Annotated in this window: 11 protein-coding genes; 9 read left to right on the top strand and 2 right to left on the bottom strand. The window is 60.9% G+C overall.

Annotation, left to right across the window (positions count from 1 at the left end; translation table 11 throughout):
• Nucleotides 1-27 precede the first annotated feature (27 nt).
• On the bottom strand, nucleotides 28-1,515 hold the full coding sequence (gene putP / locus QCL65_RS23685; protein ID WP_407313209.1) for a sodium/proline symporter PutP: 1,488 nt from the start codon (nucleotides 1,513-1,515) through the stop codon (nucleotides 28-30).
• 373 nt (nucleotides 1,516-1,888) lie between these two features.
• On the opposite strand from putP, the gene putA reads away from it, so the two are divergent.
• The 8 genes from putA to QCL65_RS23725 all read left to right on the top strand — a co-directional run bounded on the left by putA (nucleotide 1,889) and on the right by QCL65_RS23725 (nucleotide 17,623).
• Nucleotides 1,889-5,839 (top strand): trifunctional transcriptional regulator/proline dehydrogenase/L-glutamate gamma-semialdehyde dehydrogenase, encoded by a 3,951-nt coding sequence (gene putA, locus QCL65_RS23690; protein ID WP_407313211.1) that lies wholly within the window; start codon nucleotides 1,889-1,891, stop codon nucleotides 5,837-5,839.
• Between the two features lie 98 nt (nucleotides 5,840-5,937).
• A complete protein-coding gene (locus QCL65_RS23695) occupies nucleotides 5,938-7,740 on the top strand; it encodes an acyl-CoA dehydrogenase (protein ID WP_407313213.1) in 1,803 nt (600 codons plus the stop codon).
• Between the two features lie 107 nt (nucleotides 7,741-7,847).
• Nucleotides 7,848-9,590 carry a potassium/proton antiporter gene (locus QCL65_RS23700; protein WP_407313215.1) on the top strand — a complete coding sequence of 581 codons (1,743 nt, stop codon included), beginning with the start codon at nucleotides 7,848-7,850 and terminating at the stop codon, nucleotides 9,588-9,590.
• Between the two features lie 36 nt (nucleotides 9,591-9,626).
• Complete coding sequence (gene mscK / locus QCL65_RS23705) at nucleotides 9,627-12,980, top strand: mechanosensitive channel MscK (RefSeq protein ID WP_407313217.1); 3,354 nt, start codon at nucleotides 9,627-9,629, stop codon at nucleotides 12,978-12,980.
• A gap of 111 nt (nucleotides 12,981-13,091) precedes the next feature.
• Entirely contained in the window at nucleotides 13,092-13,304 is a 213-nt protein-coding gene (locus QCL65_RS23710; RefSeq protein WP_407313219.1) for a hypothetical protein, read from the top strand.
• Nucleotides 13,305-13,376: 72 nt separating this feature from the next.
• On the top strand, nucleotides 13,377-14,831 hold the full coding sequence (gene selO / locus QCL65_RS23715) for a protein adenylyltransferase SelO (RefSeq protein ID WP_407313221.1): 1,455 nt from the start codon (nucleotides 13,377-13,379) through the stop codon (nucleotides 14,829-14,831).
• Nucleotides 14,832-15,027: 196 nt separating this feature from the next.
• Nucleotides 15,028-16,338, top strand: coding sequence for a hypothetical protein (locus tag QCL65_RS23720; RefSeq protein WP_407313223.1), 1,311 nt, complete (start codon nucleotides 15,028-15,030; stop codon nucleotides 16,336-16,338).
• An 88-nt stretch (nucleotides 16,339-16,426) separates the two neighbouring features.
• The gene (locus QCL65_RS23725) at nucleotides 16,427-17,623 is read left to right on the top strand and encodes an MFS transporter (RefSeq protein WP_407313225.1); all 1,197 of its coding nucleotides are present in this window, start codon (nucleotides 16,427-16,429) and stop codon (nucleotides 17,621-17,623) included.
• A 4-nt stretch (nucleotides 17,624-17,627) separates the two neighbouring features.
• Here QCL65_RS23725 and QCL65_RS23730 read toward each other — a convergent pair whose 3' ends face one another.
• Complete coding sequence (locus QCL65_RS23730; RefSeq protein ID WP_407313227.1) at nucleotides 17,628-18,302, bottom strand: magnesium transporter; 675 nt, start codon at nucleotides 18,300-18,302, stop codon at nucleotides 17,628-17,630.
• Nucleotides 18,303-18,791: 489 nt separating this feature from the next.
• Between QCL65_RS23730 and ilvD the strand changes: the two genes are divergently transcribed.
• Nucleotides 18,792-20,633 (top strand): dihydroxy-acid dehydratase, encoded by a 1,842-nt coding sequence (ilvD, locus tag QCL65_RS23735; protein WP_407313229.1) that lies wholly within the window; start codon nucleotides 18,792-18,794, stop codon nucleotides 20,631-20,633.
• Nucleotides 20,634-20,686: the final 53 nt, after the last annotated feature.

The following is a 20,686-nucleotide window of genomic DNA, read 5'->3' on the forward strand; positions in this document are numbered from 1 at the left end:
CGCCAAAGGCAGCGGGCCTGCCGTCGATCATTTACCGCTATTGAAAGCCTGCTCGGCGGCTTTGAACCGTGCCAGCATGGTCGCCGACGGGCCTTTGCCCAGGCTGCTGAACAGGACGATCGCCAGGCTGGCGAAGATAAAGCCGGGGATGATTTCGTACAATCCAAACAGATTCAGCTGTTTCCAGATCAATACCGTGGCGGCGCCGACCAGGATCCCTGCCAATGCACCGTTGCGGGTCATCCCTTTCCAGAGCACCGAAATCAGCACCACCGGCCCAAAAGCGGCACCAAAGCCTGCCCAGGCATAGCTGACCAGCCCCAGCACACGGTTTTCCGGGTTAGCCGCCAGCCAAATAGCCACCAACGCCACCAGCAACACCATCAGGCGGCCGACCCAGACCAACTCCACCTGAGACGCGCCCTTGCGCAGCACCGCCTTGTAGAAATCTTCGGTCAAGGCGCTGGAGCACACCAGCAGCTGGCAACTGAGGGTACTCATGACGGCCGCCAGAATGGCCGACAACAACACACCTGCCACCCATGGATTGAACAGAATCCGCGCCAGCTCGATAAACACCCGCTCCGGGTTTTCCGTCACTGGCGCCGCCACCTCGGGGTGCGCGGCGAAGTAGGCAATGCCGAAAAAGCCTACAGCCACTGTGCCCGCCAGGCACAGGATCATCCAGGCCATGGAGATGCGCCGGGCCTTGGCAATCGACTTGACCGAATCGGCCGCCATAAAGCGAGCCAGGATATGCGGCTGGCCGAAATAGCCCAGGCCCCAACCCAGCAGCGACACGATGCCGACGAAGGTGGTACCGCGCAGCATGTCGAAGTTGCTGGGGTTCTGCGCCTCGATGGCGAGGAAGGTGGTATCGACGCCACCGGTGGCCAGCATGACCACGATGGGCGTGAGGATCAGCGCGAAGATCATCAGCGAGGCCTGCACGGTATCGGTCCAGCTAACGGCTAGAAAACCGCCGATGCAGGTGTAGGCGATGGTCGCGGCCGCGCCTGCCCACAGCGCCGTTTCGTAGCTCATACCAAAGGTACTCTCGAACAGCCGCGCCCCTGCGACGATCCCCGATGCGCAGTAGATGGTGAAGAACACCAGAATGACCACGGCTGAGATCACCCGCAGCAGCCCGCTGCGGTCTTCGAAACGGTGGGTGAAGTAGTCCGGCAGGGTCAGGGCATCGCCGTTGTGTTCGGTTTGCACACGCAAGCGCCCAGCTACCAGCAGCCAGTTCAGGTAGGCGCCAATGATCAAGCCAATGGCAATCCAGCTTTCCGACAACCCGGAGAGGTAGATCGCGCCCGGCAGGCCCATCAACAGCCAGCCGCTCATGTCGGACGCACCGGCGGACAGCGCGGTGACGACGCTGCCCAGGCCGCGGCCACCCAAGATGTAATCTGAAAGGTTGCGGGTTGATCGGTAGGCAATCAAGCCAATAAGAACCATAACGGCAATGTAGACCACAAAGGTGATCAAGGTAGGGGTACTGACACTCATAACATGTGTCCTGGCAGGTTTTATTATTCAAAGCGGCTGTCCACGAGAGACAACAGCGCGGGCCAATGCAGGGCATTGAGGGCGGGCATGCTATGCGCGAGTTGTAACCGGGCGCAACCAGTTGGCAAGCTAGTTGCACCTTTTGCAACACAATTGGCATTGCCTAGAAAGTGCTTCTTTCGGGAGCATCCCTTGGATTTCCGAGCGCAGCCGCACTATAGATGTGCAGATTCAACCCAGCTTTCAGAGTGTTCCGAGAAGCCAGGAAACTTTTGGAAAATATCAGGTTGCACCTGGTTGCACCTTGAAGTTGACAGGGCTAACCTTGCCGCAGCCTATCGCCACCCCCCGGCGGCCCTGATGAGGACATGACATGGCAACCACTACCCTTGGGGTCAAATTAGACGACCCCACCCGCGACCGACTCAAGGCCGCCGCCCACTCCATCGACCGCACGCCCCACTGGCTGATCAAGCAGGCGATTTTCAATTACCTGGAAAAGCTCGAGGCCGGCGCCACGCTTAGCGAACTCAATGGCCTGCCAGGTAACCCCGCCGACGAAGCCGGTGAGATCACCCCAGACCCTAGCCATCAGTGCTTCCTCGATTTCGCGGAAAGCATCCAGCCGCAGTCGGTCTTGCGCGCGGCCATTACCGGGGCCTACCGGCGCCCCGAACACGAAGTGCTGCCTATGCTGCTAGAGCAGGCGCGCCTGCCCGCCCCCATGGCCAGTGCGGCGAACACCCTGGCGGCGAGCATTGCGGAAAAACTGCGCAACCAAAAAAACGCCAGCGGCCGCGCGGGTATCGTGCAGGGCTTGCTGCAAGAGTTTTCGCTGTCGTCCCATGAGGGCGTCGCGTTGATGTGCCTGGCCGAAGCCCTGTTGCGGATTCCCGACAAAGGCACCCGCGATGCGTTGATCCGCGACAAGATCAGCACCGGCAACTGGCAGCCGCACCTGGGCAATAGCTCATCGCTGTTCGTCAACGCCGCCACTTGGGGGCTGTTATTGACCGGCAAGCTGGTCTCGACCCACAACGAAACCGGCCTTTCCTCCTCCCTGAGCCGCATCATCGGCAAAAGCGGCGAGCCGATGATCCGCAAGGGCGTCGACATGGCCATGCGCTTGATGGGCGAGCAGTTCGTCACCGGCGAAACCATCGCCGAAGCCTTGGCCAACGCCACCCGTTTTGAAGCCAAAGGCTTTCGTTACTCCTATGACATGCTCGGCGAAGCGGCGCTGACCGAACACGACGCGCAAAAATACCTGGCGTCCTACGAGCAGGCGATCCACTCGATCGGCAAAGCCTCCCATGGCCGCGGCATCTATGAAGGCCCGGGCATCTCCATCAAGCTGTCGGCCCTGCACCCGCGCTACAGCCGCGCGCAATACGAACGCGTGATGAGCGAGCTGTACCCGCGCCTGCTGGCACTGACCGTACTGGCGAAAAAATACGACATCGGCTTGAACATCGACGCCGAGGAAGCCGACCGCCTGGAGCTGTCCCTCGACCTGCTCGAGCGCCTGTGCTTCGAGCCACAACTGGCCGGCTGGAACGGGATCGGCTTTGTCATTCAGGCCTACCAGAAGCGCTGCCCCTATGTCATCGACTACGTGGTCGACCTGGCACGCCGCAGCCGTCACCGCTTGATGATTCGCCTGGTCAAGGGCGCCTATTGGGACAGCGAGATCAAGCGCGCCCAGGTCGAAGGCCTGGAAGGCTACCCGGTCTATACGCGCAAGGTGTACACGGACGTCTCCTACATTGCCTGCGCACGCAAGCTGCTCTCGGTGCCGGAAGCGATTTACCCGCAATTCGCCACCCATAACGCCCATACCTTGGCGGCGATCTACCATCTGGCGGGGCAGAACTATTACCCTGGCCAGTACGAGTTTCAGTGCCTGCACGGCATGGGCGAACCGTTGTACGAACAGGTGGTGGGAAAGATCTCCGAGGGCAAGTTGAACCGGCCGTGCCGGGTCTATGCTCCGGTTGGCACCCATGAAACGTTGCTGGCCTATCTGGTCCGCCGGCTCTTGGAAAACGGCGCCAACACCTCGTTTGTCAACCGTATTGCCGACCAAGCCATCTCGATTCAAGAGCTGGTCGCCGACCCGGTGGTGAGCATCGAACGAATGGCAGCCCAGGAAGGCCAATTCGGCCTGCCACACCCGCGCATTCCCCTGCCCCGCGACCTTTACGGCGCCGAGCGCACCAACTCGGCGGGGATCGACCTGGCCAACGAGCACCGCTTGGCCTCACTGTCTTCAGCGCTGCTGGCAACTGCGCATAACGCCTGGGCCGCAGGCCCAATGCTCGGCTGCCAAGCCAGCAGCGGGGAAGCCCGACCGGTACTCAACCCCGCAGACCTGCGCGACGTCGTCGGCCACGTTCAAGAAGCCACGGTCGAGGACGTCGACGGGGCGATTCTTAGCGCCCTTACCGCTGCACCGATCTGGCAGGCCACCCCGCCCGCCGAACGTGCTGCGATTTTGGAACGCGCCGCCGAATTGATGGAAGGCCAGATCCAACCCCTGATGGGCCTGCTGGCCCGCGAAGCCGGCAAGACCTTCGCCAACGCCATCGCCGAAGTTCGCGAGGCCGTGGATTTCCTGCGCTACTACGCGATGCAGGCGCGCAACGATTTCACCAATGACGCCCATCGGCCGTTGGGGCCCGTAGCCTGCATCAGCCCGTGGAACTTCCCCCTGGCGATTTTCACCGGGCAAGTCGCCGCCGCCCTCGCGGCCGGCAACCCGGTACTGGCCAAACCCGCCGAGCAGACCCCACTAATCGCCGCCCAGGCAGTGCGCCTGCTGTTGGAGGCTGGCATCGCCCCCGGTGTGGTGCAGTTGCTGCCAGGGCGTGGCGAAACCGTAGGCGCCCGCCTGGTGGGTGATGAACGCATCAAAGGGGTGATGTTCACCGGCTCCACCGATGTCGCCCGCCTGTTACAACGCAATATCGCCGGGCGCCTGGACGCCCAGGGCCGGCCGATCCCTCTGATCGCCGAGACTGGCGGCCAGAACGCCATGATCGTCGACTCCTCGGCCCTCACCGAGCAAGTGGTCATCGATGTGGTCGCCTCGGCCTTCGACAGCGCCGGCCAACGTTGCTCGGCCCTGCGCGTGCTGTGCGTGCAGGAAGACAGCGCCGAGCGGGTGCTGGAAATGCTCAAAGGCGCCATGGCCGAAGTTCGCCTGGGTAACCCCGAGCGGCTGAGCGTCGACATCGGCCCGGTGATCGACGCCGAGGCCAAAGCCAACATCGAACAGCACATCCAGGCCATGCGCGACAAAGGCCGCACGGTGTATCAGGTCGCTATCGCCGACACCAGCGAATGCCAGCGCGGCACCTACGTGATGCCCACGCTGATCGAGCTGGAGAGCTTCGATGAACTGCAGCGGGAGATTTTCGGCCCGGTACTGCACGTGGTTCGCTACAAGCGCAAACAACTCGATCAGTTGATCGGGCAAATCAATGCCTCAGGCTACGGCCTGACCCTGGGTGTGCACACGCGCATCGACGAGACCATCGCCAAGGTCATCGATAACGCCCATGCCGGCAACGTCTACGTCAACCGCAACATCGTAGGCGCGGTGGTCGGGGTGCAGCCCTTTGGCGGCGAAGGGCTCTCCGGTACCGGGCCTAAAGCAGGCGGCCCGCTTTATCTGTACCGCCTGCTGGCGACCCGGCCGAGCGGCGCCATCGCCGATTCCCTGGCCCGCGGCGACGCCCTGCAGGCGCCGGACACACGCTTGCGCGATGCCATGGGGCAGCCGCTCAAGGCGTTGCAGAGCTGGGCTACCCATGAACAGCCAGCGCTGGCCGAACTCTGCGCGCAGTTCGCCAGCGAGTCCCAGAGCGGCACCAGCCGCGTATTGGCAGGGCCCACCGGAGAGCGCAACAGCTACACCATCCTGCCCCGCGAACACGTGCTGTGCCTGGCCGATGCGGAGCAGGACCTGCTGACCCAATTGGCCGCCGTGCTGGCCGTTGGCAGCCGCGCGGTCTGGCCCGACCACGAGCAGAGCCGGGCGCTGCACGGGCGCTTGCCGAAAGAAGTGCAGGCGCGCATCAAGCTGGTGGGCGACTGGCACAAGGACGAAGTGGCGTTCAATGCGGTACTGCACCACGGCGATTCGGACCAGTTGCGCAGGGTCTGCGAGCAGGTCGCCCAGCGCAGCGGGGCGATCGTCGGCGTACATGGGTTGTCCCAGCAGGAAACCTCGGTGGCCCTGGAACGCCTGGTAATCGAGCGAGCGCTGAGCGTCAACACCGCAGCCGCGGGGGGCAACGCCAGCTTGATGAGCATTGGCTGATCCGGCCACAAGCGCATGACCGATCGGGGCCTCGCTAGGCCCCGATCTTTTTTCGCCAATCCGCTAGACTGCCTGGATTCCCGTCAAGGTAGGTCACCATGTCTGAAACGCTGCTCAGTTCGCGCAACCTGGCTTTCGAGCTGTACGAAGTACTCGACGCGGAGTCTCTGACCGAGCGCTCGCGGTTTGCCGAACACAATCGGGAAACCTTCGACGCGGCCCTCGCCACCGCGCGCCGACTAGCAGACAGCCACTTCGCCCCCCACAACCGCAGCGCCGACGAGCACGAACCGCGCTTCGAAAACGGCGAGGCCTGCCTACACCCCGAGGTCCAACCTGCAGTCGATGCGTTTCTCGGCGCCGGCTTCCTCAATGCCGCACGGGACTACGACGCCGGTGGCATGCAACTGCCCAACCTGCTCGTGCAAGCCTGCTTCGCGCATTTCCAGGCCGCCAATGTGGGCACCAGCGCGTACCCATTACTGACCCTGGGCGCCGCCAATCTGATCGACAGCCTCGGCACCCCTGAGCAAAAACGCTTGTTCCTGGAGCCGATGCTGGCCGGTCGCTTCTTCGGCACCATGGCCCTGACCGAACCCCATGCTGGCTCTTCCCTGGGCGACATTCGCTGCCGGGCGACCCCGCAAGCCGATGGTTCCTACAAAATCAGCGGCAGCAAAATGTTCATTTCCGCAGGCGATCATTCGCTCTCGGAGAACATCGTGCACCTGGTGCTGGCGAAACTGCCGGACGCTCCGCCTGGGGTGAAGGGTATCTCCCTGTTTATCGTGCCCAAATTTCGCGTCAGCGCCGATGGCCGCAGCGGTGAGCGCAACGATGTCACCCTGGCCGGGCTGTTGCACAAGATGGGCTGGCGTGGCACCAGCTCTTGCGCGCTGAACTTCGGCGAACAGGACGCCTGTGTCGGCTACCTGCTGGGCCAGCCCCACGCAGGCCTGGCCGGGATGTTCCAGATGATGAACGAAGCGCGCATCGGCGTGGGTATGGGTGCGGTGATGCTGGGTTACAGCGGCTATCTGTACTCGCTGGACTATGCGCGTCAGCGCCCCCAGGGGCGCAGGCCAGACAACAGAGACCCTGCCAGTGCAGCGCTGCCGATCATCCAGCACGCCGACGTGCGGCGCATGCTGTTGGCGCAGAAGGCTTATGTCGAAGGTGCCTTCGACGTGGCCCTGTATGCCGCACGCTTATTCGACGAAACCCAGACCGGCGAATCGCCCAAAGACCGCGAGCAAGCCCTGTTGCTGCTCGACTTGCTGACTCCGGTGGTGAAGTCCTGGCCAGCCGAGTATTGCCTCAAGGCCAACGAACTGGCGATTCAGGTGTTGGGCGGCCACGGCTATACCCGCGATCATCCAGTGGAGCAGTATTACCGCGACAATCGCCTCAATGCGATCCATGAAGGCACCCACGGTATTCAATCCCTCGACCTGCTGGGGCGCAAACTCAGCCGCGACAGTGGCGTGGGCTTCAAGCTGCTCACACGCCTGATCGGCATGACCTGTGAGGAAACCCGCGCGATTCCTTCCTTGGCTAACTTGCGCGAGCCGCTGGAGAAAGTCCTGGTGCGCTTGCAAAAGCTCAGCCAAAGCCTGCTGGCCGACCTTGGCGAAGGCGAAACCGAACGCACCCTGGCCAATTCGGCCTTGTACCTGAAGGTCTTCGGCCACACAGTGGTCGGCTGGCGCTGGCTGGAGCAGGCCATCTGCGCGCGGCAGGGGCTGGGCTTGCGCAACCCGGCAGATCAAGCTTTTTACGAGGGAAAACTGCAAGCCGCGCGTTACTTTCTGACCTGGGAAGTGCCCACTTGCCATCACGAACTGGCCCTGCTGGAAGCCCGCGACGACACTTGCCTGAGCATGGCCGACGCCGGCTTCTGAGTGTTCTTGGAAGCTTTTTGACAACATCATAATTGGACAGGTTAGAATCCCTTGGCACGCAGCCTGCATGAAGCACGCTGCAACCCACTTCCCAAGGAGTACCGCCTTTGAATGCCACCACCATCAACAGCCTGTTCTTGATTGGCGCGTTGCTGGTGGGAGCGAGCATTTTGGTCAGTTCGCTGTCTTCGCGCCTGGGCATTCCGATCCTGGTGATCATCCTCGCCGTGGGCATGACCGCCGGGGTCGATGGCGGTGGCATCATTTTCGACAACTACCCCACCGCTTATTTGGTTGGCAACCTGGCGCTGGCCGTGATCCTGCTGGACGGTGGCTTACGCACCCGTGTCTCGAGCTTTCGCGTCGCGTTATGGCCGGCGCTGTCGCTGGCTACGGTTGGGGTGCTGATCACCACCGGGCTGACCGGCATGGTCGCCGCATGGTTATTTGACCTGAACCTTATCCAGGGCCTGCTGATCGGTGCCATTGTCGGCTCCACCGACGCCGCCGCGGTGTTTTCGCTGCTGGGCGGCAAAGGCTTGAACGAGCGGGTCACCGCCACGCTGGAAATCGAGTCGGGCAGCAATGACCCGATGGCCGTATTTCTCACCGTCACCTTGATCGATATGCTTGCCAGCGGCCAGACCGGCCTGCACTGGAGCCTGCTCACCCACCTGCTGCGCGAGTTCGGGATCGGCGGCATCATCGGCCTGGGCGGCGGCTGGTTAATGCTGCAATTGGTCAACCGAATCAACCTGGCCACGGGGCTGTACCCCATCCTGGTCATCGCCGGGGGGCTGCTGATCTTCGCCCTCACCAACGCCCTGCACGGTAGTGGCTTTCTGGCGGTTTACCTGTGCGGCCTGGTGATGGGTAACCGGCCTATTCGCAGCCGCCATGGCATTCTGCACATGCTCGACGGCATGGCCTGGTTAGCCCAGATTGGTATGTTCCTGGTACTGGGCTTGCTGGTCACCCCCCACGACCTGCTGCCCATTGCCGTACCTGCGCTGGGCCTGGCGCTGTGGATGATTCTGGTGGCGCGACCGCTCTCGGTGGCCGTGGGCCTGCTGCCGTTCAAAGCGTTCCATTTGCGCGAGAAGACCTTTATCTCGTGGGTGGGCTTACGCGGTGCGGTGCCGATCATTCTCGCCGTGTTCCCCCTGATGGCCGGGCTACCCAACGCTCAGCTGTACTTCAACCTGGCCTTCTTTATTGTGTTGATCTCCTTGGTATTGCAAGGCACCAGCCTGCCGTGGGTGGCCAAGTTGCTGAAGGTCACCGTCCCGCCGGACCCCGCGCCCATTTCCCGTTCGGCCCTGGAAGTGCACGTGACCAGTGAGTGGGAGCTGTTCGTGTATCGCCTAGGCCCCGAGAAATGGTGCATCGGCGCTGCCCTGCGCGAACTGAAAATGCCCGAAGGCACCCGTATCGCGGCGCTGTTTCGCGGCAAGCAATTGCTTCACCCTTCAGGCAGCACGGTACTGGAAGTCGGCGATTTGCTCTGCGTCATTGGCCATGAACATGACCTGCCGGCCCTCGGCAAACTGTTCAGCCAGCCTCCGCAACGCGGCCTGGATTTACGCTTTTTCGGCGATTTCGTGCTGGAAGGCGATGCCCAACTGGGGGCCGTCTCAGCGCTCTATGGGCTCAAGCTCGATGGCCTCGACCCGCTGATGCCACTGAGCCGCTTCATCAACCAAAAGGTGGGTGGCGCGCCGATCGTGGGCGACCATGTGGAATGGAATGGAACTATTTGGACAATCGCAGTGATGGACGGGAACAAGATCGCCAAAGTCGGCGTCAAATTCCCCGAAGGAAGCCGCCCAGGCCCAGGGCTCTTCCTCTAAACTGCCTTTTCCTTCTGGTTGTACGACTTTTTACCTATGCCAACCCTGCGTAATGTTCTAGCCGCAGCCCTCCTAGGGCTGTGCATGGCGGCAACCTCAATCCAGGCTGCCGACCTGCCACCCCGCGACACGGTCCAGCAGAGCCTGGACAAAATTGCCGACCGCAAACTGCCGGAAGCCGAGCAAAAAGCGCTGCAGCAGACGCTTGAGCAGACCCTGGCATTCATGGACAGCACCCAGGCCAACCAGAAGAAGCTGGCCGACCTCAAGCAGCAACTCAGCGACGCGCCGCGCCAAACCAGCGAAAACCAGCGCGAGCTGAGTAAGCTCAAGGGTACGCGCGTAGTGCCCGTGGCCCAGCGCTATGCGAACCAGACCGTGCCGCAGCTGGAGCAAATTTTTAGCGAACGCAGCACCCAGCAAGGCGAGCTGCAAAAAGCCCTGGCCGATGCCAACAGCCTGACCATCACCGCGCAAACACGCCCTGAGCGGGCGCAAAGTGAAATCAGCGCCAGCCAAACGCGCATCCAGCAGATCAACAATATTCTGAAAGCGGGCCGCGACGCGGGTAAAACCCTAAGCGGCGAGCAGCGCACGCAATTTGCCGCCGAACTGGCGTCGATCAATTCGCTGATCAACCTGCGCCGCCAAGAGCTGGCGGGCAACAGCCAGTTGCAAGACCTGGGCAACAGCCAGCATGACCTGTTGATTGAAAAAATCGGCCGCATGGACCAGGAAATTCAGGACCTGCAAAGCCTGATCAACCAAAAGCGCCTCGCCCAATCCCAAGAGACCGTGACGCAACAGTCACTGGAAGCACAGAAGTCCGGGGGCAGCGCCTTGCTGGCGACCGAGAGCGCGACCAACGTCAAGCTTTCCGACTATTTGCTGACCAGTACTGACCGCCTCAACGAGCTGACTCAGCAAAACCTCAAGACCAAACAACAGCTGGATAACGTCACCCAGGCCGATCAAGCGCTGGATGAGCAGATCACCGTGCTCAAGGGCAGCCTGCTGCTGTCGCGCATTCTGTACAAACAGAAGCAAGCCTTGCCGCACCTGAAGGTGGACCGCGACTTGGCGGATGAGATCGCCGACATCCGCCTGTACCAGTTCGAGGTCAACCAACAGCGCGAACAGATGAGCAGCCCCAGCGCTTATGTCGATAGCCTGCTGGCCAACCAACCGACCGACCAGGTCACACCGCAGTTGCGCAAAAACCTGCTCGACCTGGCGATCACCCGCAGCGACTTACTGGAGCGGCTGAACCGCGAGCTGAGCGCACTGCTCAACGAATCGATCACCCTGCAGCTCAATCAAAAGCAGCTGCTCGACACAGCTCAAGGGCTGCGGGCGACCCTCGACGAGCAAATGTTCTGGATCCCCAGTAACAAGCCGCTGGACCTCGAATGGTTGAGCGGCGCGCCCTCGCGGTTGGTCAAGCAGGTCATGACGCTGCCTTGGCAATCGAGCATCCGCGAGCTAGTTGATGGCCTGGCCAGCCGCCCGCTGCTATTCACGCCTCTGGTGCTACTGATTGGCGTGCTGCTGTGGCGGCGTAAATACCTCTACCAGAAACTCAACGCGATCCACCAGGACATCGGCCACTTCAAGCGCGATCGCCAATGGCACACGCCGCTGGCAATTCTGATCAACATCCTGCTGGCCATGCCGGTGGCCTTGGGCCTGGCCCTGTGTGGCTACGCCCTGCAGATCGACGCCCGCGGGCAGAACGCCAGCCTGGGTTCGGCCGTTCTGCAGATGGCCCAGGCCTGGCTGGTGTTCTACACCGCCTACCGAATACTGGCACCGGGCGGGGTCGCCGAGTTGCACTTCCGCTGGCAGAAAGCCCAGGTGCAGTTCCTCCAGGGCTGGGTGCGCCGGTTGGGCTTCGTGGTACTGGCGTTGGTCTCGGTCGTCGCCGTGGCCGAGCTGCAACCTTCGGCCCTGGCGGATGACGTGCTGGGCATCGGCGTGGTGCTGGCCTGTTACGCCCTAATGGCGTGGCTACTGGGCCGCCTGCTGATCAGCAGCCCGACCCACCAGAACGCCTCGCTGTTTCGCAAGAGCGCCGGGGTGGCCTTCACCCTGCTGCCGATCGCCCTGTTTGTCGCCGTATGCTTTGGTTATTACTACACCGCCTTGAAGCTCAGCGACCGCCTGATCGACACCCTTTACCTGCTGATGATCTGGCTGGTCATCGAAGCGGCTTTCGTTCGCGGCCTAGGCGTCGCCGCGCGGCGTCTGGCCTACCAACGGGCCCTGAGTAAACGCCTGGCCGCCAAAGAGAGCGGCGATGGCGAGATCCCCGTCGAAGAACCGACCCTGGACATCGAGCAGGTCAACCAACAGTCTTTGCGCTTGATTCGCCTGGCCTTGCTGGGTGGTTACATCGCCGCGTTGTACTGGGTCTGGAGCGACCTGATCAGCGTGTTCGCCTACCTCGACAACATCACCCTGTACGAATACACCAGCGGCACGGGCGCCAGCATGAGCATGGTGCCCATCAGCCTCGGTGACATGCTGGGCGCCTTGGTGATCATCGGCATCACCTTCGCCCTAGCCGGCAACTTGCCAGGGCTGTTGGAGGTACTGGTGCTGTCGCGGCTGAACCTGGCCCAGGGCAGCGCCTATGCCACCACTACTCTGTTGTCCTACGTGATCGCCGGGGTGGGTTTTGTCTCGACCTTGTCGACCCTCGGGGTGAGCTGGGACAAACTGCAATGGCTGGTGGCGGCATTGTCGGTAGGCCTGGGCTTCGGCATGCAGGAGATTTTCGCCAACTTTATCTCAGGCATCATGATTCTGTTCGAGCGCCCGGTACGCATTGGCGACACCATTACCATCGGTAACTTGTCCGGCACGGTCAGCAAGATCCGTATTCGCGCCACGACCATCACCGACTTCGACCGTAAAGACATCATCGTTCCGAACAAAACCTTCATTACCGGGCAACTGATCAACTGGTCGCTGACCGATACCATCACCCGCGTCACCCTCAAGCTCGGCGTCGACTATGGCTCCGATCTGGACCTGGTGCGCTCATTGTTGCTACAGGCGGCGCGGGAAAACCCACGGGTGCTGAAAGAACCCGAACCCATCGTGTATTTCCTCAACTTCGGGGAAAGCACCCTGGACCACGAGTTGCGCATGCACGTACGCGACCTGGGCGACCGTAACCCGGTGCTCGATGAGATCAACCGGTTCATCAACAAGGAATTCAAAAAGCAGCACATCAACATCTCGTTCCGCCAGATGGAGGTGTACCTGAAGAACATGCAGGGGCAGGAATACAAGATGGTGCCGGTGGAAAGCCTGGATAAAACCGTGATCGCTAACTTCGACGACTCGCAGAAAACGCCCAAGCCGCCAACGGCCAACCTGGACTGAGCCCGCCCTGGCAGTTTTGCCAGTTATCAGCCCAGGGCTGTCGCTCTACATTGCTGTGGCCCCAAGTACGGAAATCCTTCCCTTGGGCCCCACTGTAATTGGAGTATCACAATGGAAATTACCTATCGAATTGTGGATAAAAACAAGGCCGATGTCTCTGTTACCGGCGACGTGCCAAAAGAGCTGTTCGAGCGATTTGCTTTTATCGGCATGCATTTTAAAACCGGTAACACTACGCTGAGGATCACCGACGTGCTCTGGGAACTGAAGCCCGGCAACGTCGACGCCATAGTATGGCTTAAGACCGAAATTGCCGAGTGGTAACACCCGCACTACCCACTAGACGCTGCTGCCGCCCCCCAGCACAATGCTTGAACATTCTGCTGGGAGACGGCCGTGAAAGCCCTCGACGAACTGACCCTCGACAACCGTTTCGCGCGTCTAGGCGATGACTTTTCCACTGAGGTCCTGCCCGACCCCATTGAGGCCCCCCGCCTGGTGGTCGCCAGCGAAGCGGCTTTGGCACTGCTGGACCTGCCCCTCAGCGAAGCGGCCTCGCCACTCTTCATCGACGTGTTCAGCGGCCACAAACTATGGGCCGACGCCCAACCGCGGGCGATGGTCTACTCAGGTCATCAATTCGGCCACTACAACCCGCGCCTCGGCGATGGCCGTGGTCTGTTGCTCGGTGAAGCCTACAACGCCGCCGGCGAACACTGGGACCTGCACCTCAAAGGCGCCGGGCAAACCCCTTACTCGCGCATGGGCGATGGTCGCGCGGTGTTGCGTTCGTCGATCCGGGAGTTTCTCGCCTCCGAAGCCCTGCATGCGCTGGGTATCCCGAGCAGCCGCGCGGCCTGCGTGATCGCCTCTGACACCCCGGTGTGGCGGGAAAAACAAGAGCGCGCCGCAACGCTGCTGCGCTTGGCTCGTAGCCATATTCGCTTCGGGCATTTCGAGTACTTTTATTACACCAAGCAACCTGAACAACAGAAAACCTTGGCTGAGCACGTGCTGGCCCTGCACTTCCCCCACTGCCTGGAACAACCCGAGCCGTACCTGGCCATGTTCCGCGAAATCGTCGAGCGCAATGCCGAGCTGATCGCTTATTGGCAGGCCTACGGGTTCTGCCACGGGGTGATGAACACCGACAATATGTCGATCCTGGGCATCACGTTCGACTTTGGCCCGTTTGCCTTCCTCGACGACTTCGACGCCCGATTCATTTGCAACCACTCCGACCACGAAGGCCGCTACGCCTTCAGCCATCAAGTGCCGATCGCCCACTGGAACCTCAGCGCCCTCGCCCAGGCCCTGACGCCCTTTATCAGCGTCGACGCCTTGCGCGAAACCCTGGGGTTGTTTTTGCCCCTGTACGAAACCCACTACCTTGATTTGATGCGCCGCCGCCTGGGCTTCACTCAGGCCGACAGCGGCGACAAGGTGCTGATCGAGCGCCTGCTGAGCTTGATGCAGAACAGCGCGGTGGATTACACGCTGTTCTTCCGTAACCTGGGCGAGCAACCACCCGAGCAAGCTGTCGCGCGCCTGCGCGATGATTTCGTCGACCTCCAAGGCTTCGACGCCTGGGCCGCCGACTACCTGGCGCGCAGCCAAGGCGAAGACAACCACGACCGCCGCGAACGCATGCATCGGGTCAACCCCTTGTACATCTTGCGCAATTACCTAGCGCAGAAAGCCATTGACGCGGCCGAAGACGGCGACTACAGCGAAGTGCAGCGCCTGCATAACGTGCTGACCCGCCCCTTCGAAGCCCAGCCAGGCATGCAGGCTTACGCCGAACGCCCGCCGGAATGGGGCAAACATTTGGAGATCAGCTGTTCTTCTTAAAACTGCAAAAGCCGAGGCGCAGAGTACTTGCACCTCGGCTTTTACCAGAGCGGAGCGGCCTGTTTAGCTGGCTTGCTGGAAAATTCCTACATCGCTTTGTGAATTGGCCTACATAGTTACGTCTTGATAAATCGAAAGATAAAACTGATATTCCGCGTATCAGTTTTTCTTCGAAAAACGCTTATTAAGACTCTCTATGCCCACGCCCTTGCTCGCTGACTTTCTCCTACCCTATATCAAGTTTCTCCACGGTGCTGCTTACAGCCTGCACCAAATACTGGAGGGTTTGGGGGTCACTTCATCGAGCTTCCTACAACGCGATGCCGTCGGCAAAATCACCGGCAGTTACTGGTCCGCCGATGAAGGCATGATGCCTACACTTGGCGCACTTGCGCTGCTGGTGATACTTATTTTGCCCGTCGTCGCGACGGCTTTTTATACCGTGGGAAGAATCAAAGGGCTGCTGTGCTTAATCATTGCCCTGTGCCTACCGGGGGTGCTCAACCTGCTGGGCTATTTCCCCAACATCAACTACCTGCCCACCCGCTATGTCATCAGCGGCACCGGTTCGCTGGGCAGCGAAACCGGCATGATCCCGCTGCTGCTCATCAGCCTGATCATCGGTTGGGCCCTGGTGGTGCTGCTCTATGACAACCTGAACCTCAGCGAACGTTTCCGGCAGATCTACGATCACTTCTGGTTCCCCACCGCGCTGGTCGCCGCGGTCTTTTTCGTCGCCGACAACGGCGCCTCTGAGGACACCGCCGGCCTGCACGAACTCACCACTGAGATACAGCAAGGCAGTGATTACCTGCTCAAACAAATCCGCCGATATGACGACTATTGCCAAGCGAATGGCTTGAGCGCGCTGAAATCCTGCCAATGGAGCCAGTACGCGCAATCGCGCTTCACCGACATCGCCCGGGGCGGTCATGGCTATTTCCTGCAATTCGCGCCTGATTCAGCGGCCGACTACTACGCCATGCCCAACCGGCCGATCTCCGCAGAAGACGTGATCACCATCCGAAAAGAGATCGCCGCCTACAACGACACGATCTGCCCGGTGCATTACTACTCCAAGGGCGCGTGGCGCGCCGCCCCCCTGTCCAGCCGTTGCGACCGAACACCCAGCGAATACTGCGCCGCCCAACCCGACGGCCCGCCGGGGGTGGTCGACCCCAACGTGAACGTCAACACCGTGGCACTCTCCAACGAATGCTTCATCCCACGGCTGGCCGCCGCCAAAGCGCCTTTGGCACGCTTGTCGGCCCTGGTGGACCAGCACAAACAATCAAAGAATTATCGCTGGCTGTACTTCATCGGCATCGCCTTCGTCGTAGGCGGCAAAGTGGCGTTGGCGAGTACTAAGTTGGTGGCGATGGATACACGGCCTTTGCTTAAGCGCCGAATTGTATTGCGTGCCGTTGCTAGGTTATGGGTAGGCATCGGCGGTTTAATCAAGTCGACTATTCGCAACGTTCGCCAAGTACTGAAACGAGATAGTTAAAACTGGCGAATTAACGGCTCGATGTCCTTTGGTTAGCGCTCTCTGGGCGCTAGCGAAGTCTGCAGTCTATTAAACCAATCGGATTACCATGCCGAAAAAACGTGCCTATCAGGCTCGCAGTAAGCTTGTGATCGTTAGCTTGCTGTTATCAATGCTCTTGTTGGGCGTATTTCCGCTGGACGTTATTCTTCCGTCCTTCCCGGCCCTTTCGGTGCATTTTCAATCTTCGGCCCAAGACATCGCCCTCACGTTAAGCTTATTCGCCGTGGGCGTAGCATTGTCCCAATTGGTGATAGGGCCCCTGTCAGACCGATTGGGTCGAAAACGTTTACTGATCGTAGGGCTGTTGATCTCGATAATTGCGGCGTGGGGCTGCACCCTCACAACATCCTTCGAAGCATTCATCACACTTCGAATCATCCAAGCCATCGGTTGCGGTTGCTTCGTGCTGACCCATGCGTTGGTGCAAGACATGTTCGACGAAGGCGAGCGCGTAAAGGTGCGGATTCTGATGACCAGCGCCAGCGGGCTGTTCATTTCGCTTTCACCATTGGCCGGTAGTTACCTTCAGGCTTGGTTCGACTGGCAGGGCAGCTTTTACCTATTTTCATTACTGGCTTTGGGGGTGCTGGGCGTAAGCCTGAGGTGTATTCCACGAGACGTTACTGCATCGGGTCGGCCCCTCTCGTTCTTCAATGCTTATAAACAACTGTTAACCAACTCACGTTTCATTGGCTATTCATCCCTAGCGGCCATTGCGTTTGCCTCGCACTTTGCCTTTATCGTCATGTCACCCATCTTATTTTTGGACATTCTGCAGGCCACGCCCCATGCCTTCGCCATGGCCTTATTGTTTTATGGGGTGGCTTATCTGGCAGGGGGGTCAGTGGCGGCAGCGCTGCACCACAGATTGCCCCACAATTTTTTGCTATTGGCGGGGCTGGGCATGATTGGCGTCGCGGGCCTGTCGATAGTCCTTATGCCGGAGCAGTGGTTCCTTTCCTTCGCTGGCATTCTTATCCCCATGACCCTTTGCACATTCGGCATTACAACAGTGCGCCCCGTCGCCACCTGTCGAGCGATAGAGCTGTACCCGACCAGCGCAGGCGCGACGTCGGCGATGCTCAATACCTTGGTGTTTATCACGGGAGGGCTGGTCAGTGCGCTGGTCAGCCGTTATCCAGCGCACATCGGGGTTAGCCTGGGTAGCGCCTTCATAGGGCTGAGCCTGGTGGGCGCGCTAGTCGTTACGGCGCTGTCGGCGCGCACCAAGGCGGTTAACTAAGGGGTCAAAGCTCCAGAATCTGCGAAGCAATCCAGAAGTACACCAGTACCCCTGCGGCGTCCGCAATGGACGTAATCAGCGGGCCGCTGGCGGTGGCAGGGTCGAAGTTCAGGCGGCTGAGCAGAAACGGTAGGCTCATGCCGATAAGGGCGCCCAACAGGACGATGATCAACATGCTGCTGGCGACGATCATTGCGATATCAGGGCCACCGCGTAACAGGCCCAGGGTGGACACCGCAACGGCCATGGTAGCGCCCAGGCCGAGGGCCACGCCGCATTCGCGCCAGAGCAGGCGCCCCCAGTCCTTGAGCACGACGTCGCCGGTGGCCAGGGCACGCACCATTAATGTGGCCGATTGCGCGCCGGCGTTGCCGCCGCTGTCTACCAGCAAAGGCAAGAAGAACACCAGTGCGATGTTCGCCGCGATGACGTCCTCGAAGGCCGCGATGCCGGCCCCGGAGAACAGGTTGCCGAACACCAGTAGCACCAGCCAAAGCACGCGTTTGCGGTATAGCAGGCCGATGGTGGCGGTACTTAGGCTACCCAGTGGGGTGCTGATGAGCGCGCCTTTGTGGAAGTCTTCAGTGACGGCTGCCACCGAGGCATCAGGCGCGTGCCGGCCGTGGACAGCCTCATCGGCCGGGGCTTGATGGTGTACGCAGGTATCGATTTTGCTCATAACGCTCTCCAGGCGCCGCGCAGGCGGCCTGGAAGCGCGGCAAACGCCGGGCTTAGCTCAGGGGAACACCTGCCGCCGCTGCGGTAGTGGTTTTGGTCCGCGAGGAACTAAAACTGGGAAGGTCCATGGATGACTGTCGTCTCTTAAGCCGCACATGCGGCGACGGGATATTAATCGAGGGGCCAGGGTAAACAACCCCCCATGGGTAATTTCAGAAATGCCCTACAGGGCCACGAGAAAAGGCCTAAAAACGTTACCGGTCGCTCCGGATCAGCATGTGCCGTTCCTTCCTGCCTGGACCGGTGTAGAATTGGCCTATTCATCGCCAATCATCCCCCGGCGGGTTTATGAGCTCCGGCTGAGCGCGTGGCGATCCCACAGCGTTGACAGCCCCATCCGCACGCACGGCCCTTTACCGAACCCTACGTGCTGCGGAGCAGTAAAAGCTCACTCCCCTACTGAAACCTGATTAGCCGCCCGGAGTGTTCCATGCCTGACTATCGCTCGAAAACATCCACCCATGGCCGCAACATGGCCGGCGCCCGTGCCTTGTGGCGCGCTACTGGGATGAAAGACGACGACTTCAAAAAGCCGATCATCGCCATCGCCAACTCCTTCACCCAGTTCGTACCTGGCCACGTCCACCTCAAGGACCTGGGCCAACTGGTTGCCCGCGAGATCGAACGGGCGGGCGGCGTCGCCAAGGAATTCAACACCATCGCCGTGGACGACGGCATCGCCATGGGCCACGACGGCATGCTCTATTCGCTGCCCAGCCGCGAAATCATTGCCGACTCCGTCGAGTACATGGTCAATGCCCACTGTGCAGACGCCATCGTTTGCATTTCCAACTGCGACAAGATCACCCCCGGCATGCTCATGGCCTCCCTGCGCTTGAATGTGCCTGTGATCTTCGTTTCGGGCGGGCCCATGGAAGCGGGCAAGACCAAACTGGCCAGCCACGGCCTGGACCTGGTCGACGCCATGGTGATCGCCGCCGACAGCACTGCGTCAGACGAAAAAGTCGCCGAATACGAGCGCAGCGCCTGCCCCACCTGCGGTTCCTGCTCTGGCATGTTCACCGCCAACTCGATGAACTGCCTGGTCGAAGCCCTGGGCCTGGCCCTGCCGGGCAACGGTTCGACTCTGGCCACCCACAGCGACCGCGAGCAGTTGTTCCTGCAAGCCGGGCGCACCATCGTCGAGCTGTGCAAGCGCTATTACACCGACAACGACGACTCGGTACTGCCGCGCAACATCGCCAACTTCAAGGCGTTTGAAAACGCCATGACCCTCGACATCGCCATGGGCGGCTCGACCAACACCATCCTGCATTTGCTCGCCGCCGCCCAGGAAGCCGAGATCGATTTCGACCTGCGCGACATCGACCGGCTGTCGCGCAACGTGCCGCAACTGTGCAAGGTCGCGCCGAACATCCAGAAGTACCACATGGAAGACGTGCACCGCGCCGGGGGCATTTTCAGCATCCTCGGTTCGCTGGCCCGCGGCGGCCTGCTGCATACTGACCTGCCGACCGTGCACAGCAAGAGCCTGGCCGAAGGCATCGCCAAGTGGGACATCACCCAGACCGACGACGAAGCCGTGCACCACTTCTTCAAGGCAGGCCCGGCGGGCATCCCGACGCAAACCGCTTTCAGCCAGTCGACCCGTTGGGACACCCTCGACGACGACCGCGAGAACGGTTGTATCCGTAGCGTCGAGCACGCCTATTCGAAAGAGGGCGGCCTGGCCGTGCTCTACGGCAACATTGCCTTGGACGGTTGCGTGGTGAAAACCGCAGGCGTCGACGAGTCGATCCATGTCTTCGAAGGCAATGCGAAGATCTTCGAAAGCCAGGACAGCGCCGTGCGCGGTATCTTGGCCGACGAAGTACAGGCCGGCGACATCGTGATCATCCGCTACGAGGGCCCTAAAGGCGGCCCGGGCATGCAGGAAATGCTCTACCCCACGTCCTACCTGAAATCCAAAGGTCTGGGCAAAGCGTGTGCGCTGCTCACCGACGGGCGCTTCTCGGGCGGCACTTCGGGCTTGTCCATTGGCCACGCTTCGCCTGAGGCCGCTGCGGGCGGCGCCATCGGCCTGGTGCAGGACGGCGACAAGGTGTTGATCGACATCCCTAACCGCTCCATCAACCTGCTGGTCGACGATGCCGAAATGGCAGCTCGGCGCGCGGAGCAGGACAAGAAGGGCTGGAAGCCTGTCGAAGTGCGTCCGCGTAAGGTCACCACGGCGCTGAAGGCCTACGCCTTGCTGGCAACCAGTGCCGACAAAGGTGCCGTGCGCGACAAATCAATGCTAGACGGCATTTAACTCCGCACAAAAAAATAGCCCCGCCAGTGCGAACTGGCGGGGCTATTTTTTTC

The sequence above is a fragment of the Pseudomonas sp. nanlin1 genome (genome assembly GCF_045571515.1).
Classification (GTDB): Bacteria; Pseudomonadota; Gammaproteobacteria; order Pseudomonadales; family Pseudomonadaceae; genus Aquipseudomonas.